The 15,699-nt window shown below is 73.1% G+C and carries 18 protein-coding genes; 11 read left to right on the top strand and 7 right to left on the bottom strand.

Annotation, left to right across the window (positions count from 1 at the left end):
• Window positions 1-98: 98 nt before the first annotated feature.
• Entirely contained in the window at window positions 99-1,652 is a 1,554-nt protein-coding gene (locus OCU29_RS13310; RefSeq protein WP_179616539.1) for a UDP-N-acetylglucosamine 1-carboxyvinyltransferase, read from the bottom strand.
• A gap of 98 nt (window positions 1,653-1,750) precedes the next feature.
• On the opposite strand from OCU29_RS13310, the gene OCU29_RS13305 reads away from it, so the two are divergent.
• Both OCU29_RS13305 and OCU29_RS13300 read left to right on the top strand, forming a co-directional pair.
• Window positions 1,751-2,782, top strand: coding sequence for a zinc-dependent alcohol dehydrogenase family protein (locus tag OCU29_RS13305; RefSeq protein WP_261820307.1), 1,032 nt, complete (start codon window positions 1,751-1,753; stop codon window positions 2,780-2,782).
• Window positions 2,779-4,434 carry an alkaline phosphatase D family protein gene (locus tag OCU29_RS13300; RefSeq protein WP_261820306.1) on the top strand — a complete coding sequence of 552 codons (1,656 nt, stop codon included), beginning with the start codon at window positions 2,779-2,781 and terminating at the stop codon, window positions 4,432-4,434. Before OCU29_RS13305 ends, OCU29_RS13300 begins: the two co-directional genes overlap by 4 nt.
• A 1-nt stretch (window position 4,435) precedes the next feature.
• On the opposite strand, the gene OCU29_RS13295 is transcribed toward OCU29_RS13300, so the two are convergent.
• Window positions 4,436-4,594, bottom strand: a complete 159-nt coding sequence (locus tag OCU29_RS13295) for a hypothetical protein (RefSeq protein WP_179616537.1) — start codon at window positions 4,592-4,594, stop codon at window positions 4,436-4,438.
• Between the two features lie 195 nt (window positions 4,595-4,789).
• The gene (locus OCU29_RS13290; RefSeq protein WP_261820305.1) at window positions 4,790-5,797 is read right to left on the bottom strand and encodes a YeiH family protein; all 1,008 of its coding nucleotides are present in this window, start codon (window positions 5,795-5,797) and stop codon (window positions 4,790-4,792) included.
• Between the two features lie 92 nt (window positions 5,798-5,889).
• Here OCU29_RS13290 and OCU29_RS13285 point away from each other — a divergent pair, with 92 nt between their 5' ends.
• The 5 genes from OCU29_RS13285 (at window position 5,890) to OCU29_RS13265 (ending at window position 9,696) form a co-directional block, all read left to right on the top strand.
• Window positions 5,890-6,780, top strand: coding sequence for a LysR substrate-binding domain-containing protein (locus OCU29_RS13285; RefSeq protein WP_261820304.1), 891 nt, complete (start codon window positions 5,890-5,892; stop codon window positions 6,778-6,780).
• A 41-nt stretch (window positions 6,781-6,821) separates the two neighbouring features.
• On the top strand, window positions 6,822-7,616 hold the full coding sequence (locus OCU29_RS13280) for an alpha/beta fold hydrolase (RefSeq protein WP_261820303.1): 795 nt from the start codon (window positions 6,822-6,824) through the stop codon (window positions 7,614-7,616).
• Between the two features lie 336 nt (window positions 7,617-7,952).
• Window positions 7,953-8,570 (top strand): GrpB family protein, encoded by a 618-nt coding sequence (locus OCU29_RS13275; RefSeq protein ID WP_261820302.1) that lies wholly within the window; start codon window positions 7,953-7,955, stop codon window positions 8,568-8,570.
• Window positions 8,567-9,316, top strand: coding sequence for a tyrosine-protein phosphatase (locus tag OCU29_RS13270; RefSeq protein WP_261820301.1), 750 nt, complete (start codon window positions 8,567-8,569; stop codon window positions 9,314-9,316). Before OCU29_RS13275 ends, OCU29_RS13270 begins: the two co-directional genes overlap by 4 nt.
• An 8-nt stretch (window positions 9,317-9,324) precedes the next feature.
• Entirely contained in the window at window positions 9,325-9,696 is a 372-nt protein-coding gene (locus OCU29_RS13265; protein WP_261820300.1) for a hypothetical protein, read from the top strand.
• Here OCU29_RS13265 and OCU29_RS13260 read toward each other — a convergent pair.
• Complete coding sequence (locus OCU29_RS13260) at window positions 9,676-9,978, bottom strand: NUDIX domain-containing protein (protein ID WP_261820299.1); 303 nt, start codon at window positions 9,976-9,978, stop codon at window positions 9,676-9,678. The two genes, OCU29_RS13265 and OCU29_RS13260, sit on opposite strands and share 21 nt — an antisense overlap.
• Window positions 9,979-9,999: 21 nt before the next feature.
• Window positions 10,000-11,277: an HNH endonuclease signature motif containing protein gene (locus OCU29_RS13255; protein WP_261820298.1), complete on the bottom strand. Its 1,278-nt coding sequence runs from the start codon at window positions 11,275-11,277 to the stop codon at window positions 10,000-10,002.
• 122 nt (window positions 11,278-11,399) lie between these two features.
• Between OCU29_RS13255 and OCU29_RS13250 the strand changes: the two genes are divergently transcribed.
• The 3 genes from OCU29_RS13250 (at window position 11,400) to OCU29_RS13240 (ending at window position 13,772) form a co-directional block, all read left to right on the top strand.
• On the top strand, window positions 11,400-12,167 hold the full coding sequence (locus OCU29_RS13250) for a 2-phosphosulfolactate phosphatase (RefSeq protein WP_261820297.1): 768 nt from the start codon (window positions 11,400-11,402) through the stop codon (window positions 12,165-12,167).
• Between the two features lie 145 nt (window positions 12,168-12,312).
• The gene (locus tag OCU29_RS13245; RefSeq protein ID WP_261820296.1) at window positions 12,313-13,335 is read left to right on the top strand and encodes a cellulase family glycosylhydrolase; all 1,023 of its coding nucleotides are present in this window, start codon (window positions 12,313-12,315) and stop codon (window positions 13,333-13,335) included.
• Entirely contained in the window at window positions 13,332-13,772 is a 441-nt protein-coding gene (locus OCU29_RS13240; protein ID WP_261820295.1) for a DUF309 domain-containing protein, read from the top strand. Before OCU29_RS13245 ends, OCU29_RS13240 begins: the two co-directional genes overlap by 4 nt.
• Here the strand turns inward: OCU29_RS13240 and OCU29_RS13235 are convergent, their stop codons facing one another.
• On the bottom strand, window positions 13,773-14,387 hold the full coding sequence (locus OCU29_RS13235; protein WP_261820294.1) for a GyrI-like domain-containing protein: 615 nt from the start codon (window positions 14,385-14,387) through the stop codon (window positions 13,773-13,775).
• 12 nt (window positions 14,388-14,399) lie between these two features.
• The gene (locus OCU29_RS13230) at window positions 14,400-14,792 is read right to left on the bottom strand and encodes a VOC family protein (RefSeq protein WP_179616524.1); all 393 of its coding nucleotides are present in this window, start codon (window positions 14,790-14,792) and stop codon (window positions 14,400-14,402) included.
• A gap of 54 nt (window positions 14,793-14,846) precedes the next feature.
• Between OCU29_RS13230 and OCU29_RS13225 the strand changes: the two genes are divergently transcribed.
• Window positions 14,847-15,626: a nucleotidyltransferase domain-containing protein gene (locus OCU29_RS13225; RefSeq protein WP_261820293.1), complete on the top strand. Its 780-nt coding sequence runs from the start codon at window positions 14,847-14,849 to the stop codon at window positions 15,624-15,626.
• Window positions 15,627-15,699: the final 73 nt, after the last annotated feature.

Below are 15,699 nucleotides of genomic sequence, written 5' to 3'. Positions count from 1 at the left end.
CGACCCGGGTGGGTCGAGCACCCGGTCCAGGTAGGCGAAGCCCGTGGTCGGGGGAGTCGCCGGAGAGGTCACCGGAGCAGTATCACCCGCCCCGGGCCTCAGATGTCGCGGAAGGTCTCGATGTTGGCGCCGAGCTCGTTGAGCCGCTCGGCCAGGTCCTCGTAGCCGCGGTGGATGACGTACGTCGAGCGCAGCACGCTGGTGCCCTTCGAGGCCAGCATCGCCAGCAGGATCACCACGGCCGGGCGCAGCGCCGGAGGGCAGACGATCTCGGTGCCGGAGAAGTGCGTGGGCCCCTCGATCATCACCCGGTGCGGGTCGAGCAGCTTGACCTGGGCGCCGAGCTTGGTCAGCTCGGTCAGGTAGATCGCCCGGTTCTCGTAGACCCAGTCGTGCAGCAGCGTCTGGCCCTGCGCCACCGCGGCGATCACCGCGAAGAACGGCAGGTTGTCGATGTTGAGGCCCGGGAACGGCATCGGGTGGATCTTGTCGAGCGGTGCCTTGAGCGCCGAGGGCCGGGTGGTGATGTCGACCAGGCGGGTGCGGCCGTTGCGGGCGACGTACTCCTCGGAGCGGTCGTAGCCGAAGCCCATCTCCTCCAGGGTCGCCAGCTCGATCTCGAGGAACTCGATGGGGACCCGCTGGATGGTGATCGTGGAACCGGTGACGATGGCGGCCGCCAGCAGCGACATCGCCTCGATCGGGTCCTCGGAGGGGGCGTAGTCGATGTCGACGTCGATCTCGGTGCGCCCGGTGACGGTCAGCGTCGTGGAGCCCACGCCCTCGACCTGCACGCCGAGGCGCTGCAGGTAGAAGCACAGGTCCTGGACCATGTAGTTGGACGAGGCGTTGCGGATCACGGTGGTGCCCGGGTGCAGCGCCGCGGCCATCAGCGCGTTCTCGGTGACGGTGTCGCCGCGCTCGGTCAGCACGATCGGACGCACCGGCTCGACGGCCCGGTCGACGACCGCGTGGTAGCTGCCCTCGGTCGCCTTCACCTCGAGGCCGAAGGGGCGCAGCGCCGACATGTGCGGCTCGACGGTGCGCTCGCCGAGGTTGCAGCCGCCGGCGTAGGGCAGGTCGAAGGTCTCGGCGCGGTGCAGCAGCGGGCCCAGGAACATGATCACCGAGCGGGTACGGCGGGCGGCGGCCTCGTCGATCGCGTCGAGGCGCAGCTCCTTGGGCGGGATGATCTCGAGGTCGTTGTCCTCGTTGAGCCAGCGGGTCTGCACGCCCAGGCTGCCCAGGACCTCGAGCAGGCGGTTGACCTCCTCGATGCGCGCGACCTTGCGCAGCGTGGTGCGGCCCCGGTTGAGCAGCGAGGCGCACAGCAGCGCGACACCGGCGTTCTTGGAGGTCTTGACCTCGATCGAGCCGGACAGGGTGGTGGGGCCCTGGATGCGCAGGTGGGTGGGGCCGGCGCCGAGGGCGACGATCTCGGAGTCGAGGGCGGCGCCGATGCGGGCCAGCATCTCGAGCGAGAGGTTCTGGTGGCCCTTCTCGATGCGGTTGATGGCGCTCTGGCTGGTGGCCAGGAGCTCGGCCAGCTGGTGCTGGGTCAGGCCACGGTGCTTGCGGGCGTCGCGGATCAGGTTGCCGATGCGGCCCTTGTAGCCCTCGGAACCCTCGCTGCTGCGTGCGTCGTCACTCATGCGGACGACGGTAACTCACATGTGAGATAGCGTCACACCGCCGCGAGGTCGCCGCGCCGGGGGAGGCGGGCGGGGGTGACGGATGCCATGCTCGGGGCATGCGAGCCACCACCATCCACGGCACCCGTGACATCCGCTTCTCCCTCGACGTGCCCGACCCCACGATCCAGCAGCCCACCGACGCCATCGTGCGCGTGACCAGCGCGTGCATCTGCGGCTCCGACCTGTGGCCCTACCGCGGCGAGAACGACATCACCGCCGGCGACACCATCGGCCACGAGTGCATCGGCGTCGTCGAGGCGGTCGGCGACGACGTGCGCCAGGTGAAGGTCGGCGACTTCGTCGTCGTCCCCTTCGACCACTGCGACAACACCTGCGCCCACTGCCGCGCCGGCATGCAGTCGGCCTGCGTCAACCTCGGCATGACCAGCAGCGGCCAGGGCGAGTACGCCCGCGTCGTGCAGGCCGACGGAACGCTCGTCGTCGTCCCCGACATCGGCGAGCAGGGCCCCGACAAGGCGCTGGTGCCGCACCTGATGGCGCTCTCCGACGTGATGCCCACCGGGTGGCACGCCGCCGTGGCCGCGCAGGTGCGCCCCGGCGGCACCACCGTGGTCGTCGGCGACGGCGCGGTCGGCCTGTGCGGCGTGCTGGCCGCGGCCCAGATGGGCTCCGAGAAGGTCGTGCTGATGTCGCGCCACGAGCCCCGCCAGGCGATCGGGCGCGCCTTCGGCGCCACCCACGTCGTCGCCGAGCGCGGCAAGGAGGGCGCCGCGGCGATCAAGGAGATCACCGAGGGCATCGGCGCCGACGCCGTGCTCGAGTGCGTGGGCACCGACCAGGCGATGGGCACCGCGTTCGCGGTCGCCCGCCCCGGCGCGACCGTCGGCTTCGTGGGCGTGCCCCACGGCGTCGAGCTGCCGGTGCGCCGGATGTTCCAGAAGAACGTGGGCCTCGCCGGGGGCATGGCCCCGGTGCGCGAGTACCTGCCCCACCTGCTCGGCCTGGTCCTCGACGGCAGCATCGAGCCCGGCAAGGTCTTCGACCTGACCCTGCCGATGGACAAGGTCGCCGAGGGCTACCAGGCGATGGACGAGCGACGCGCGATCAAGGTGCTCCTGGAGCCGTGAGCCTGCTGCTCGGGCCGCTGCTGCGCCACGTCGACACCGACTCGGCCACCGTGTGGGTCGAGACGGTGTCGGCCGGCGTGGTGGCGGTCCGGGCGGGGGACCGCTCGGGCAGTGCGCGCACGTTCGCCGTGCACGGGCACCACTACGCGCTCGTCGAGGTCGGCGGCCTCGAGCCGGGCAGCACGACGCCGTACACCGTCGAGGTCGACGGCGAGCAGGTCTGGCCCGAGGCGGGCTCGCCGTACCCTCCCTCCACGATCCGCACCCTCCAGCCGGGCCGGCCGCTGCGGCTGGCCTTCGGGTCCTGCCGGGTCAGCGTCCCGCACGACGAGGCCACCCACGCGCAGTTCGGGGTCGACGCGCTGCGCACCTACGCCCTGCACCTGGCCGGGCTCACCGGCACCGGGGACGAGACGGTGCCCGACCTGCTGCTGCTGCTCGGCGACCAGGTCTACGCCGACGAGACCAGCGAGGCGATGCGCGACTTCATCGCCGCGCGACGCGACCCCGCGCAACCGCCGGGCTGGGAGCTGCAGGACTACGAGGAGTACGCCGAGATCTACCGGCTGGCGTGGAGCGACCCGGCCAACCGCTGGCTGCTCTCGACCCTGCCGAGCGCGATGATCTTCGACGACCACGACATCCGCGACGACTGGAACACCAGCGCCAGCTGGCGCCGTGACATGTGGGCCACCGACTGGTGGCGCGACCGGATCGTCGGCGGGCTCGCGGCGTACTGGGTGCACCAGCACCTGGGCAACCTCGACGCCCGGGGCCGCGCCGAGGACCGGCTGTGGCGGCTCGTCGCGGCCCACGAGGGCCCCGACGAGCTCGACCTCAGCGACGAGATCGACGCGGTCGTCGAGCGGGCCGACAAGGAGCCCACGTCGTTCCGGTGGAGCTTCGCCCGCGACTTCGACACCCAGGCGCGTCTGGTCGTGGTCGACTCCCGGGCCGCGCGGGTGCTCGAGGACGAGCGCCGCTCGATGATCGACGACGACGAGATGGCCTGGCTCGACGACCAGCTGCGCGGCGACGTCGACCACCTGCTGGTCGGCACCTCGCTGCCCTTCCTGCTCTCACCGGGGCTGCACCACGTCGAAGCAGCTGTCGAGGCGGTGGCCGGCGGGCTGCTCGGTCGGCCGGGCATGGTCGTGGGGGAGTGGGTGCGCCGGGTGCTCGACATCGAGCACTGGGCGGCCTACCAGGAGGGCTTCGCCCAGGTCGGGGGCATCGTGCGGGACGTGGCCACCGGGCGGCGGGGCCGGGCGCCGAGCACGATCACGTTCCTCTCCGGCGACGTCCACCACAGCTACCTGGTCGAGGCCCAGCCGGCGGGCGGGGCGAGCGCCTCCAGCCGGATCCTGCAGGCGGTCTGCTCGCCGATCCGCAACCCGCTGCCGCACGTCGTCCGGGCCGGCGTGCGCCTGGCCTCGCGCGGCCGGGCCCGGCCGGTCGGGCGGCTGCTCGGGCGCCGGGTGCCGCCGTCGCCGCTGCACTGGCGGATGACCCACGGCCCGTGGTTCGACAACCTGCTGGCCACCCTCGAGGTCCGCCCCGAGGGGTTGCGGCTGACCTGGTCGACCGGGGTGGTCGTCGACGGCGACCACGACCGGCCGCGGTGGCGGCGGGTGGCCGAGGTCGACGTCTGAGTCAGGCGTCGACGAGGCGCTGCGGCGCCGCGAGCGGCTGGCAGTCGCAGCCGCTGTCGCAGGCGAGGTAGACGTGCATGCCGTGCCCGCAGCGCTGGCAGGGCCGGTCGTGCGAGAGGTGGATGCTGCCGGGCTGGTCGTGCTGGACGGTGTCCCACATGGTGCTGCTCCTGGTGAACGGACCTCCGGGGAGCCACCCCTGGCTCCCGGTCCACACCACGAAGGTAGACACGCGAGGACGCGCTGACGGGCGAACGCGCCGCGTGTCCCCGACCAAGGATGCGATATCCCCAGGACGGGGGATGGGGGCATGGCCCGAACGGACTACCCGAGCCGGGACCGGGGTGCTGCCGCCTCAGCCGAGGGCGAGCACGAGGCCCAAGGACGTCCCGGCGGCGACGGTCGTCGAGAGCGTGGCGAGCAGCAGCCGCCGACGGGGGATCGGCCACAGCTCGCGCAACCTCATCCCCAGGCCCAGGCCGAACATGCCGGCGGCCAGCAGCAGCGTGGTGACGTGCTCGGCCCCGGCGAGCACGGGCGCCGGCAGCAGACCGGTCGAGCGCAGCGCCACCATGGCCACGAAGCCGACCAGGAACCAGGGCACCAGCGCGACCCCCACGCCACCCCCGGCGCCGCTGCCGCGGGCCGCGACGAGGTAGGTCGGGGCGAGCAGCGCGACCCGCCCCAGCTTGACCGTCATGGCCACCGCGACCGCACCGCTGCCGACCACCGAGGCCGCGGCCACCACCTGGGCCACCTCGTGGATGCTGGCGCCCGCCCACACGGCCGCCTGCTCGGTGGTGAGGCCCAGGCGGGCGCCGGCCCAGGGCACCAGGACGATCATGGCCGTGCCGAAGACGGTCACCAGCGCCACCGCGTGCGCGACGTCCTTCTCCCGGGCCCGCACGGCGTCGTCGACGGCCGCGATCGCGGCGGCGCCGCAGATCGAGAACCCGGCTGCGAGCAGGGTGACGAACCCGCCGTCGAGACCCATCCGGGCCCCCGCCCACCGGGTGAACGAGAAGGTGGCGCCCACCGTGACCACCACGACCACGATGCCGCTCACGCCGATCGAGTCGATGTCGGCCAGCGGCAGGCGCAGGCCGAGGACCACCACCCCCAGCCGCAGGAGCAGCCGGGTCAGCGCGGCGTGGCCGTCGAGCAGCCGGTGGGAGCCGAGGCGCGTGTTGGCCACCAGGGCGCCGATGAGCAGCGCCACCAGCAACGGACCCAGCAGCGGCAGGCGGCTGCTGACCCCGACGGCCGCGAGGGCGGCCGCCAGCGGCACGACGGCGCGGGCTGCGAGGGCTGTCCTGGCCGGGCGGGTGGGGTGGCCGAGGTGGCCGGGATGAGTCGTCGTCACGCGTCCACGATGGGCGCATCGAGCGCAGGGGAGTAGAGGGCAGGACCGAGCGGGTCATCACCTGCGCCTATGGCTGGGCATAGGCTGGGCTCATGACCCCGGACCTCGACCTCGAGACGCTGCGGCTGCTCGTCGCCGTCTCCGAGACCGGCAGCCTCAGCGCCGCCGCCGCCCAGCGGGGCATCTCCCAGCCCGCGGCCAGCGCCCGGGTGCGCGAGTTCGAGAGCCGCTGGCGCCTCGCGGTCGTGCACCGCTCGGCCCGTGGGTCGCGGATGACCACCGACGGCGAGGCGGTGGTCTCGTGGGCGCGGGGGGTGCTGCACGCGGCCGACACGATGCGGGCCTCGATGGGTGCCCTCACCGGCCGGCGCAGCGCCGGCGTCACCGTGGCGGCGAGCCTGACCGTGGCGGAGTACCTGCTGCCGCGCTGGCTCGGTGAGCTGCACCAGCGCCGACCCGAGGTCCAGCCGGTGCTCAAGGTCGTCAACAGCGACACGGTCGCCGACGCGGTGCGGGCCGGGGAGGCCGACATCGGCTTCATCGAGTCGGCCCGGCTCCCGGTCGGGTTGGCCCGCGCCGGGGTCGGTCACGACCGCCTGGTCGTCGTCGTGGCGCCGGGGCACTCGTGGGCACGACGGCGTACGCCGCTGACGCGCGCCGAGCTGCGAGGGGCGCGCTGGGTGCTGCGCGAGAGCGGCAGCGGCACCCGCAGCACCTTCGACGCCGCCCTGGGCTCGGACCCCGAGGTGGCGCTGGAGGCCACCTCGACCGCCGCGCTGGTCGGGGCCGCGGCCGCGGGCGTCGGCCCCGGGGTGGTCTCGGGCATGTCGGTGCGCGCCGAGCTCGAGCTGGGCCGGCTCGTCGCGGTGCCCACCGAGCTCGACCTGGGCCGCCCGCTGACCTGCGTGTGGCGGGGCGAGGAGCGGCTGGCCGAGGCGGCCGCCGACCTGCTGTCCATCGCCATCGAGGCCTCGCGCGGCTGACCGGCCGCGACGCTCGCGGCCCGGGCCCCTAGCCTGGGCGCGTGAGCGAGACGAAGGCCGCCATCCACAGCACCGAGGTCGGCGAGGCGGGGGCGCGGGTGGTGTTCCTGCACGGCCTCTTCGGCCAGGGCCGCAACTTCACCCAGATCGCCAAGGCGCTGGCCCCCGACTTCCACAGCCTCCTGGTCGACCTGCCCAACCACGGCCGCTCCCAGTGGACCGAGACGTTCTCGTACGCCGAGACCGCCGACCGGGTCGCCGAGCACCTGGCCGGGTCGTTCGCGGCCGACGGCCCGGTGCACGTGGTGGGCCACTCGATGGGCGGCAAGGTCGCGATGCTGCTGGCGCTGCGCCACCCCGAGCTGGTCGAGCGGCTCGTGGTCGTCGACATCTCCCCGGCGCCCAGCGAGGGGGCGGGGGAGTTCGAGCACCTGCTGGGCAGCCTGGCCACCCTGGAGCTCTCGGGTCTCGCGCGCCGCAGCGACGCCGACGACGCGCTGGCCGAGGCGATCCCCGACGAGCGGGTGCGCGGCTTCCTGCTGCAGAACCTGCGCTCCAGCAGCGACGGCTTCGCCTGGCAGGCCAACCTGGGGCTGCTGCGCGACGAGCTGGCCGCCATCGGCGACTTCCCCCACGTCGACTCGACCTTCGACCACCCGGTGCTGTGGATGGCCGGCGAGCGCTCCGGCTACGTCACCGCCGACGCCGAGCAGGAGATGGAGCGGCTCTTCCCGCGCACGGTGCAGGTGACGATCAAGGGCGCCGGGCACTGGGTGCACTCGGAGAAGCCCGAAGCCTTCGTCTCGGCCCTGCGCACCTTCCTCGGCGCCGGCTGAGACCACGACACGACCCCCGGGGTCCGGACGCACGACGGCCCCCGACGCGGTGTGCGTCGGGGGCCGTGCGTCTCACATCCGTGGATCAGCGACCGGTGCGGTCCCAGGTGCGCTGGTGCCACGGCACGAACGCCTCGAGGATCTCGGAGTCGAAGCGACGGAACAGGGTCATGATGGTGGTCATGCGCACCTCCTTGGGTGTGATCGGGTTCAGTGTCCGCAGGCTCCACCAGGTGCCTGCATGTACCAGTGTGGGGCCCATAGCAGGGCAACCCAACCCGGCGACCACATGATGTCGCTCACGTTCGCTGGCGCTCGGTCGCCTACTCTCCGAGGATGCCCTCGCGCCACGACATCGTGACCTTCCACGACCCGCCCGTGCCGCCCGGTTCCACCATGTACGTGCCCGGTGCCGGACCCGCCCGCGAGGTGCACGTCGAGGAGCCCGACGAGCGCTGGTCCGGCTGGTTCGACGACCTCGCCGGCCGGGTGCGCCAGGCCCTCGGGTGGCGGGTCCTGGACCTGCAGCACATCGGCTCGACGTCGGTGCCGGGGCTGGCCGCCAAGCCGGTCGTCGACATCGACCTGGTGGTCGCCGACGCCGCCGACGAGGCGGCGTACGTGCCGGCGCTGGAGGCGCACGGCTTCGAGCTGCGGGTGCGCGAGCCGTGGTGGTTCGAGCACCGGGTGCTGCGCCACACCCACCCGCGCTGCCACCTGCACGTCTTCGGCCCCGACGCGCCCGAGCCGGTCAAGCACCGGATCTTCCGCGACTGGCTGCGCGGCAACCCCGACGAGCGTGATCTCTACGCCCGCGCCAAGCGCGAGGCCGCCGAGGTGGCGCGAGCGGCGGGGGAGCACTCGATGCAGTACAACGCCCGCAAGGAGAAGGTCGTCCGCGAGATCTACGCCCGGGCGTTCGCGGCCGCCGGGCTGCTGGACGGTCCGTCGTGAGCACGACGCCGAGCGCGCCGGGCTGGGAGGGTGCGCGCAACCTGGCCGACCTCGGCGGTCTCCCGCTGACGGGCGGCGGACGCACGGCGCACGGCGTGGTGTGGGCCTCGGGTGCGCCCGACGAGATCACCGACCAGGGCTGGGCGGAGGCCCGGGCTGCGGGCCTGCGCCGCGTCGTCGACCTGCGCAACGCGGTCGAGCGGGAGCAGGCCGTGACGCCCGAGGGCGTCGAGGTGGTGCACGCGCCGACCGAGGATCCCTACGACGAGGAGTTCCTGACCGAGTGCGGGCCGTGGCTCGACCACCCGAGGTCGTGGACCCCCAACCTGGAGCGCTACCCCGACAAGATCGCCCGGGCCGTGCTCGCGGTCGCCGAGGCCGACGGGGGAGTGCTGCTGCACTGCGCGGGCGGCCGCGACCGCACCGGCATGGTCGGCTCGCTGCTGCTGGTCCTGGCCGGCGTGGACGTCGAGGGCGTCGTCGCCAGCTACGAGCGTGGGTTCCGCGGCGCGGCCGAGCACCGCGGCCACACCCTGGCCTACGACACGAGCAGCGGACAGTGGACACCCGACCTGCCCGACGAGGCCTGGGAGGCCGACGAGCTCGACCACGCCCTCGCCGACCGGCGCCCGGCCCTGCGGGAGTGGTGCGCCACCTTCGACGTGGTCGGCTACCTGGACGCGGCGGGCGTCGGCCCCGACGCACGACGGCGGCTGGCCGGGCGGCTGCGGGGGAGCGACGCCTGATGGATCGCGTGATCCTCACGAGCAACCTCGCGTCCGGCGCCGTCTTCCTCGCCGCCCTCGCCGTGCTCACGTGGCCGCTGGCAGCCCTGGCGTCGATCTACGTGGTGTCGGCGAGCGCGTTCCTGGCGGCGGCGTACGCGCGCGACGGACTCGTCCGCCGCCTCGAAGCGGTCGTCTGGATCGCTCCCTGGGTGGCCGCGGTCGCGCTGTGGGCGTGGATCCTCGCCGGTGTCGACGGCGGCACGCCGTGGCTGCTCACGCTCGGTGTCGCCGTGGCGGTCGCCACGCCGTCCTACCTGGCGTGGCAGGCAGGCGCGCTGGCAGTGCGCCAGCTGATGGCGTGGCACCGAGCGGGCCGGTCAGCGCAGGCGACGGCGTAGGCGGGCGCCCCACCCGCCCGCGACGCCGGGATAGAGGGGCAGTGGCTCCACGATCTCGAACAGCTCGAGGTCGTGGACGTCGGCTTCCAGCTCTTCGCGCACCTCGCGACGGATGGCATGCCTGTGCGTCTCGCCGAGCTCGACGCTGCCACCGACCAGGCGGTGGTAGCCCAGGGGGTTCTCGGTGGTGGGCGGGTTCAGGCTGACGGCGTGCGCCGTCCCATCAGTGTCGGGGGCAAGCAGCATCGCCTTCACCCGGATGAAGGAACGGTCGAGGGGCATGCCGTGACGGTAGAGGTCGGTCTAGGTCCGACGGTGGAACTCGACCTGGTTGCGCTCGACGACCCTGGTCTCGTAGGCGGGGTCGTGGGCGCGGCGGTGGTGGTGACCGCAGAGCAACCGACCTCGCCCCAGGTCGGTCAGCCCGTCGTGGGACCACAAGTCCTCGTGGTGGGCGTCGCACATGCCGGCCGGTGCGTCGCACCCGAGCGCGGTGCAGCCACCGTCACGGACGGTCATGGCGATGCGCTGGGGACCGGAGAAGAACCGCCGCGTGCGGCCCAGGTCGAGGATCTCGCTGTCGCCGCCCAGCACCGCCGGCAGCACCCCTGCCTGGCAGGCCAGCCGACGAGCGGTCCCGGCAGAGATGCGGGAACCGGTGTCGAGGGTCGCGGCGGCGAGCGCGCCGCTGAGGGTCGCGGTGGTCATGGTGACGACCACCGCAGCGTTGACGCCGCCGCTGCGGGGCAGGTCGCGCGGGTCGAGGCGTTCGACGAGCTCGACGAACGCCCGGCCCCACCGCGACCGGGAGGGCTTGCGCACCTGCTCGGTCCCGCCTGCGTCGTCTGCGTCGGCCGCGTCGGCCGCGTCGGCCCCGGACCGGTCGTCGCGACGCGGGGAGGCGTAGGCGATCAGCACCTTCTGCAGCATCTCCGCCGCGAGGGTCGGGATCGTGAAGCTGCCGCGGGTGCGGCCGTCGCCCTGGTCTCGCATCCGGAAGGACGCGGTGCGATCGGCTTCGCGCTCCTCCTCGGCCAGCTTCTCGGCCTCCCACGCCTCGCCGACCTCGGGGGCGACGACGTCGAGGATGCGGCGGCCCAGCACGCGCAGCGCCTTGGCGTCGTGGACGCGGGCGAGGCTGACCAGGGCCGCCTCGGCCTGGGCGAGGACCCCGGCGTCGAGGTCGTCGGGCAGCTCGTCGAGCGCCCGCGCCACGACCTGGGCCTGCTCGAGGTTGAGGTCGCCGGCGCCCAGGGCTCCCCGCAGCACGTCGTACCGGCTCAGTGCGGCGGCGAAGCGGGTCTGACGCACGGCGTCACGCTTGGTCGTGATCGTGGCGTTGGCCAACCAGACCGCGACCGACGGGGCCGCCGAGCGCTCCTGGACGGCCACCGTGTCGGCGTGCCCGAGCACGCGCGCCTGCAGCTCGGCGAACCGCGACTGGGCCCGCGCGAGGTCGGTCAGCAGGTCGGCCGTGCCCGACTGGCTCAGCGACCAGGTGGGTGTCTCGGCCACCTGGTCGAGAGCCGAGTGCACACGCGCGACGGCCTCGGCGAGGGGGTGCCGGGTCGTCGTGGTCATGACTTCATCCAAGCAGGCAGCACCGACAGTCCGGCCTGCTCAGAGGGCCCTCGTCGAAAACTTTTTCGAGAACTTTCCGCAGCCACCGATCGGCCCGGGGGAGTCCCGGTTAGGGTGCGGTCGTGGACGAGATCCTCGGTCAGCGCGACCATGCCGTCCGTCTCGACTGGGGTCCCGTGGGCGCTGCCACCGCGTCCGCCGACGTGAGCGTCGTCGTCGACGTGCTGAGCTTCTCGACGTCGGTGACGATCGCCGTCGAACGCGGGATGCACGTGCTGCCGTTCGCCTGGAAGGACGCCCGCGCCGCGGCGTACGCCGAGCAGCAGGACGCCACGCTCGCGGTCGGTCGCCTCGAGGCCGCCCGTGGCGACGGCGTACCGGCGCCGTCCCTGTCGCCGGCCGGGCTGCTGACCTGCGAGCCGGTGCCGAGACTGGTGCTGCCCTCGCCGAACGGATCGACCATCTCCGCTGCGCTCCAGGACACCGGGACCCAGGTGCTGATCGGCTGCCTGCGCAACGCGAGCGCAGTGGGCCGACGCCTGGCTCACGAGATCAGCGCAGGCCGCTCGGTCGCGGTGATCGCCGCAGGGGAGAGATGGCACCAGGACGACTCCCTGCGACCTGCTCTGGAGGACCACCTGGGCGCCGGGGCGGTGCTGAGCGTCCTGTTGGAGCTCGGGTACGACGACGAGATGAGCCCTGAGGCACGTGCGGCCGCCGCGCTGTGGACGTCGACGGTCGGTCAGCTCGCAGCGACGATGCGCGACTGTGTCGGCGGGCGCGAGCTGGCGTCCAAGGGGTTCGCCGACGACGTCACCGTGGCCGCTGACGTCGATGCCTCCCGCGTCGTGCCCGTACTCGTCGGCGACGCCTTCCGCAAGGCCGGCTGAACGCCCGCTCGAGCCCCTTATCATTCCATCCTGAGTTCGCCGATAACTTACATTATGTCAAGTAACGCGGAACTGGGTGGCTGTTGCAGACCCAACGCCCGTGCACACGACCTCCCCTGCATCGAGCCTGGCTACCGTGGCCGCCGTGGACGCCGCCCGACACCTGACGCCGTTGGAGGTGGGGGTCCAGTTCCACGGCACGTGGGACCACTACACCGACGCCGACCGGGGGGTGCTGCTGGACCGGCTGGTCGACATGCGGGCCACGTGGGTGCGGCTCGACGTCTCGTGGGCGATGCTCCAGGGCTCCCCCGGCCCCATCGACCCAGACGCCTGGGGACCTCGGCTCATCGACCGGGTCGTCTCGATGGCGCACGCGCGGGGGCTGAACGTGCTCGGCACGCTGTGGCTGACCCCGGCGTGGGCGGTTCCGAGCACCGGTGAGCGCTCTGCGCCCCGCGATGCCCGTGACTACGGCGAGGCGTTCGGGTGGGCGGCAGAGCGTTGGGCGGGCAAGGTGCAGGCCTGGGAGGTCTGGAACGAGCCCAACTCCGCCGACTTCCTGGCCGGGGCGACCCCAGAGACCTACACCGACCTGCTGCGCGCGGCGTACGAGGCCACCCGGGCCCGGTCGGGCGCCGACGGCGTCCAGGTCGTCTACGGCGGCACGATGCACAACGACGTCGAGTGGATAGAGCGCACCTACCGCGCCGGGGCCACCGGGCACTTCGACGTCATGGCCACCCACCCGTACCAGGTGCCCGCGGACACCGGTCCGCTCGACGGCGACGGCTCGCACCCCTGGCAGTTCGCCCACCTCGGGGCCGTGCACGACCTCATGCAGCGCTACCGCGTGGAGTCCCCGCTGTGGCTGACCGAGCTCGGCTGGTCCTCGCACCCGAACACGGGCTCCGAGCCCGCCTGGGCCAAGGGCGTGACGGAGGCCGACCAGGCTGCCCACACGGTGGCGGCCCTGACGGAGACGGCGCGGCGCTACCCCTTCGTCGAGAAGGTGTTCTTCTACGCGGCGCGCGCGGAGCCAGGCACTGACGACCACCAGGGCGGCTACGGGATCATGAGCACCACGATGCAGCCGAAGCCGGTCTACCACGCGCTGCGCGACTGGCTCTCCGGGCGCCCGTCCCCGACGGCTAGGGTCGACGGATGACCTCGACCGGACGCGACCGCGACGACGACGGGCGAGCTCGACAGGCTCGGCCCCGCGATGCCCTCGGACGACCGCTGCCCTACGACGCCGTCGGCGTCGAGCCGGTCTCGGAGGACCCGCTGCCGCCGCTCGAGACGCTCGCCGCCGCGCGTGAGCTGCTCGACGTCGGTCGACCGTTCTCCGCGCACGAGGTCCTCGAGGCCCGCTGGAAGGACTGCCCCGAGGCCGAGCGCCCGCTGTGGCAGGGCCTGGCCCAGCTCTGCGTCGGCCTCACGCACGCCCGGCGCGGCAACCCCACCGGCGCGCAGCGCCTGCTCGAGCGCGCCACCGGCCACCTGACGGCGTACGCCGGCACGGCCGGACCGACGTACGGGCTCGAGATCGACGACGTGGTCGACCGGGCACGTCACTGCATCGAGACCGCGGTCCCCGAGTAGTCAGGCGGGGCGGACGGGCTGTCGCAGGATGGTGCGCTGCCTCTCGGGCGCCGTCCGTCTCCGGTCGCTGAGGTAGATCTCGTGGTGCTTGCCCGTCATCCGCAGGCCGCGATCGGCGATGTCGGCATGCATCCGCTCCAGCACCTCCGCCTCCTCGTCGAACGGTCCGACGTGCAGCGTCTGCACGCACCGCCCCTCGCTCAGCGTCTCGAGGCGCACGTCGTCGAGCCGCTCCGGCCGGTCCCCCGCGCCGACCTGCTGCAACGCAGCGTCGACGAGCGCCTCGTCGATCCAGTCCGGCAGCACGAGCAGCAGGGTCCAGTGCCACCGGGCCTTGTCCCGCCTCGACGTGAACGACGCCATGTCGTCGGCCCACCACAGGCCCTCGAGCGGTGGCACGACGTAGTCGCGGCCGAGGTCGCGCTTGCTGGCGAACTTGGTCCGGTAGGCCACCGGGTAGAGCGCCGCGACCGCGCCGGTGAAGTCGGCCGAGGTGTTGGGGTCGCCGTGCCCGTCGACCGCCAGGTACGTCGCCGTCGCGACGTCGACCACGTCGAACCGGCCCCGGGGTGCCCGGTAGGTGGCGATCGTGCGCTTGAGGTCGACCTTGGCCATGCCAGCCCAGCCCTACGCCTGGCTGATGCCGGCGTCCTCGGCGCTGGTGGACAGCACGCAGAACTCGTTGCCCTCGGGGTCGCCCAGCACCACCCAGCCGCCGTCGGCCATCCCTCGACGGTCGTCGACGACGCTGGCCCCCAGCGCGACGATGCGCTCGACCTCGGCGTCGCACGTCGTCCCGACCGGGCGCAGGCACAGGTGCATCCGGTTCTTGACGGTCTTGGACTCCGGCACGCGCAGGAACTCCAACCATCGACCACCGGGGCCGCGCAGCTCCGCCTCGTCGTCGCCCCAGGCGCCGTCGGGCACGACGTGGAAGTCGTCGAGGACCTGCTCCCACCAGCGAGCCTGGGCTACCGGGTCGTGGGCGTCGACGCAGATGTTGGCGACACGAGAGGCCATGCCCAGCACCCTAGGTGGCACGGCGAGGCACCGCGAGTGCCTACCTTTGCTGTCGTGGCCCCTCTCCCCCGCCCCGTCGCGGACCTCACCCAGACCTACCTGCACGAGGTCGACGGGCGGCTCCCCGGCCGCCTCGCCGGGCTGTTCCTGCACGGCTCGCTGGGCTGGGGCGAGTTCTTCGCCGGCAGCGACGTCGACTTCGTCTGCGTGTGGCACGAGCTGCCGCGAGGTGCGGAGCTCGACCTCCTCGAGGAGGCGCACCGGGCGACCTCGGCACGACACCCTGCCCCTGCGTACGACGGCTTCCACTGCACCACCGACGACCTGACCGCCGATCCCACGACCCTGGGGCCCCGGCCGGTCCACTACCAGGGCGTCTTCTCGCCGGGCGGAGGCACCGACATCAACCCCGTGACGTGGCACGAGCTGGCCCAGCGACCCGTGGTCGTCCGGGGCCACCTGCCCACGGTGCGGACCGACCCGGCGCAGCTGGCCCGCTTCACCCGCGACAACCTCGACACCTACTGGCGCTCCCTGCTCGAGCAGCTGACCGCGGAGGGACCGGTAGCGGTGGGCACGCAGGACGACGCGGTCGCCTGGACGGTGCTGGGCTGCGCCAGGCTGCACCACCTGCTGACCCGAGGAGAGCTCACCTCCAAGAGCGGCGCGGGCCGGCACGTCCTGGCCCACCTCGACGTCCGCTGGCATCGCTTGGCCAGGGAGGCGCTGCGTGTGCGGGAACAGCCGGGCTCGCCCGGGCTGTACGACGACGCCGGTCACCGGGGTCAGGACACCCTCGACCTCCTCGAGCACGTCGTGTCGACGCAGACCTAGGTGTGATGACCAGGCACGTTGGTCGAGATCGTGTGACGACACGATCTGATGTGTAGATGGGTGAAGACCTCCC

The organism is Nocardioides sp. OK12 (genome assembly GCF_024341885.1).
GTDB classification, from domain to species: domain Bacteria; phylum Actinomycetota; class Actinomycetes; order Propionibacteriales; family Nocardioidaceae; genus Nocardioides; species Nocardioides marinisabuli.
This window is presented reverse-complemented; position numbering and strand designations above follow the sequence as displayed.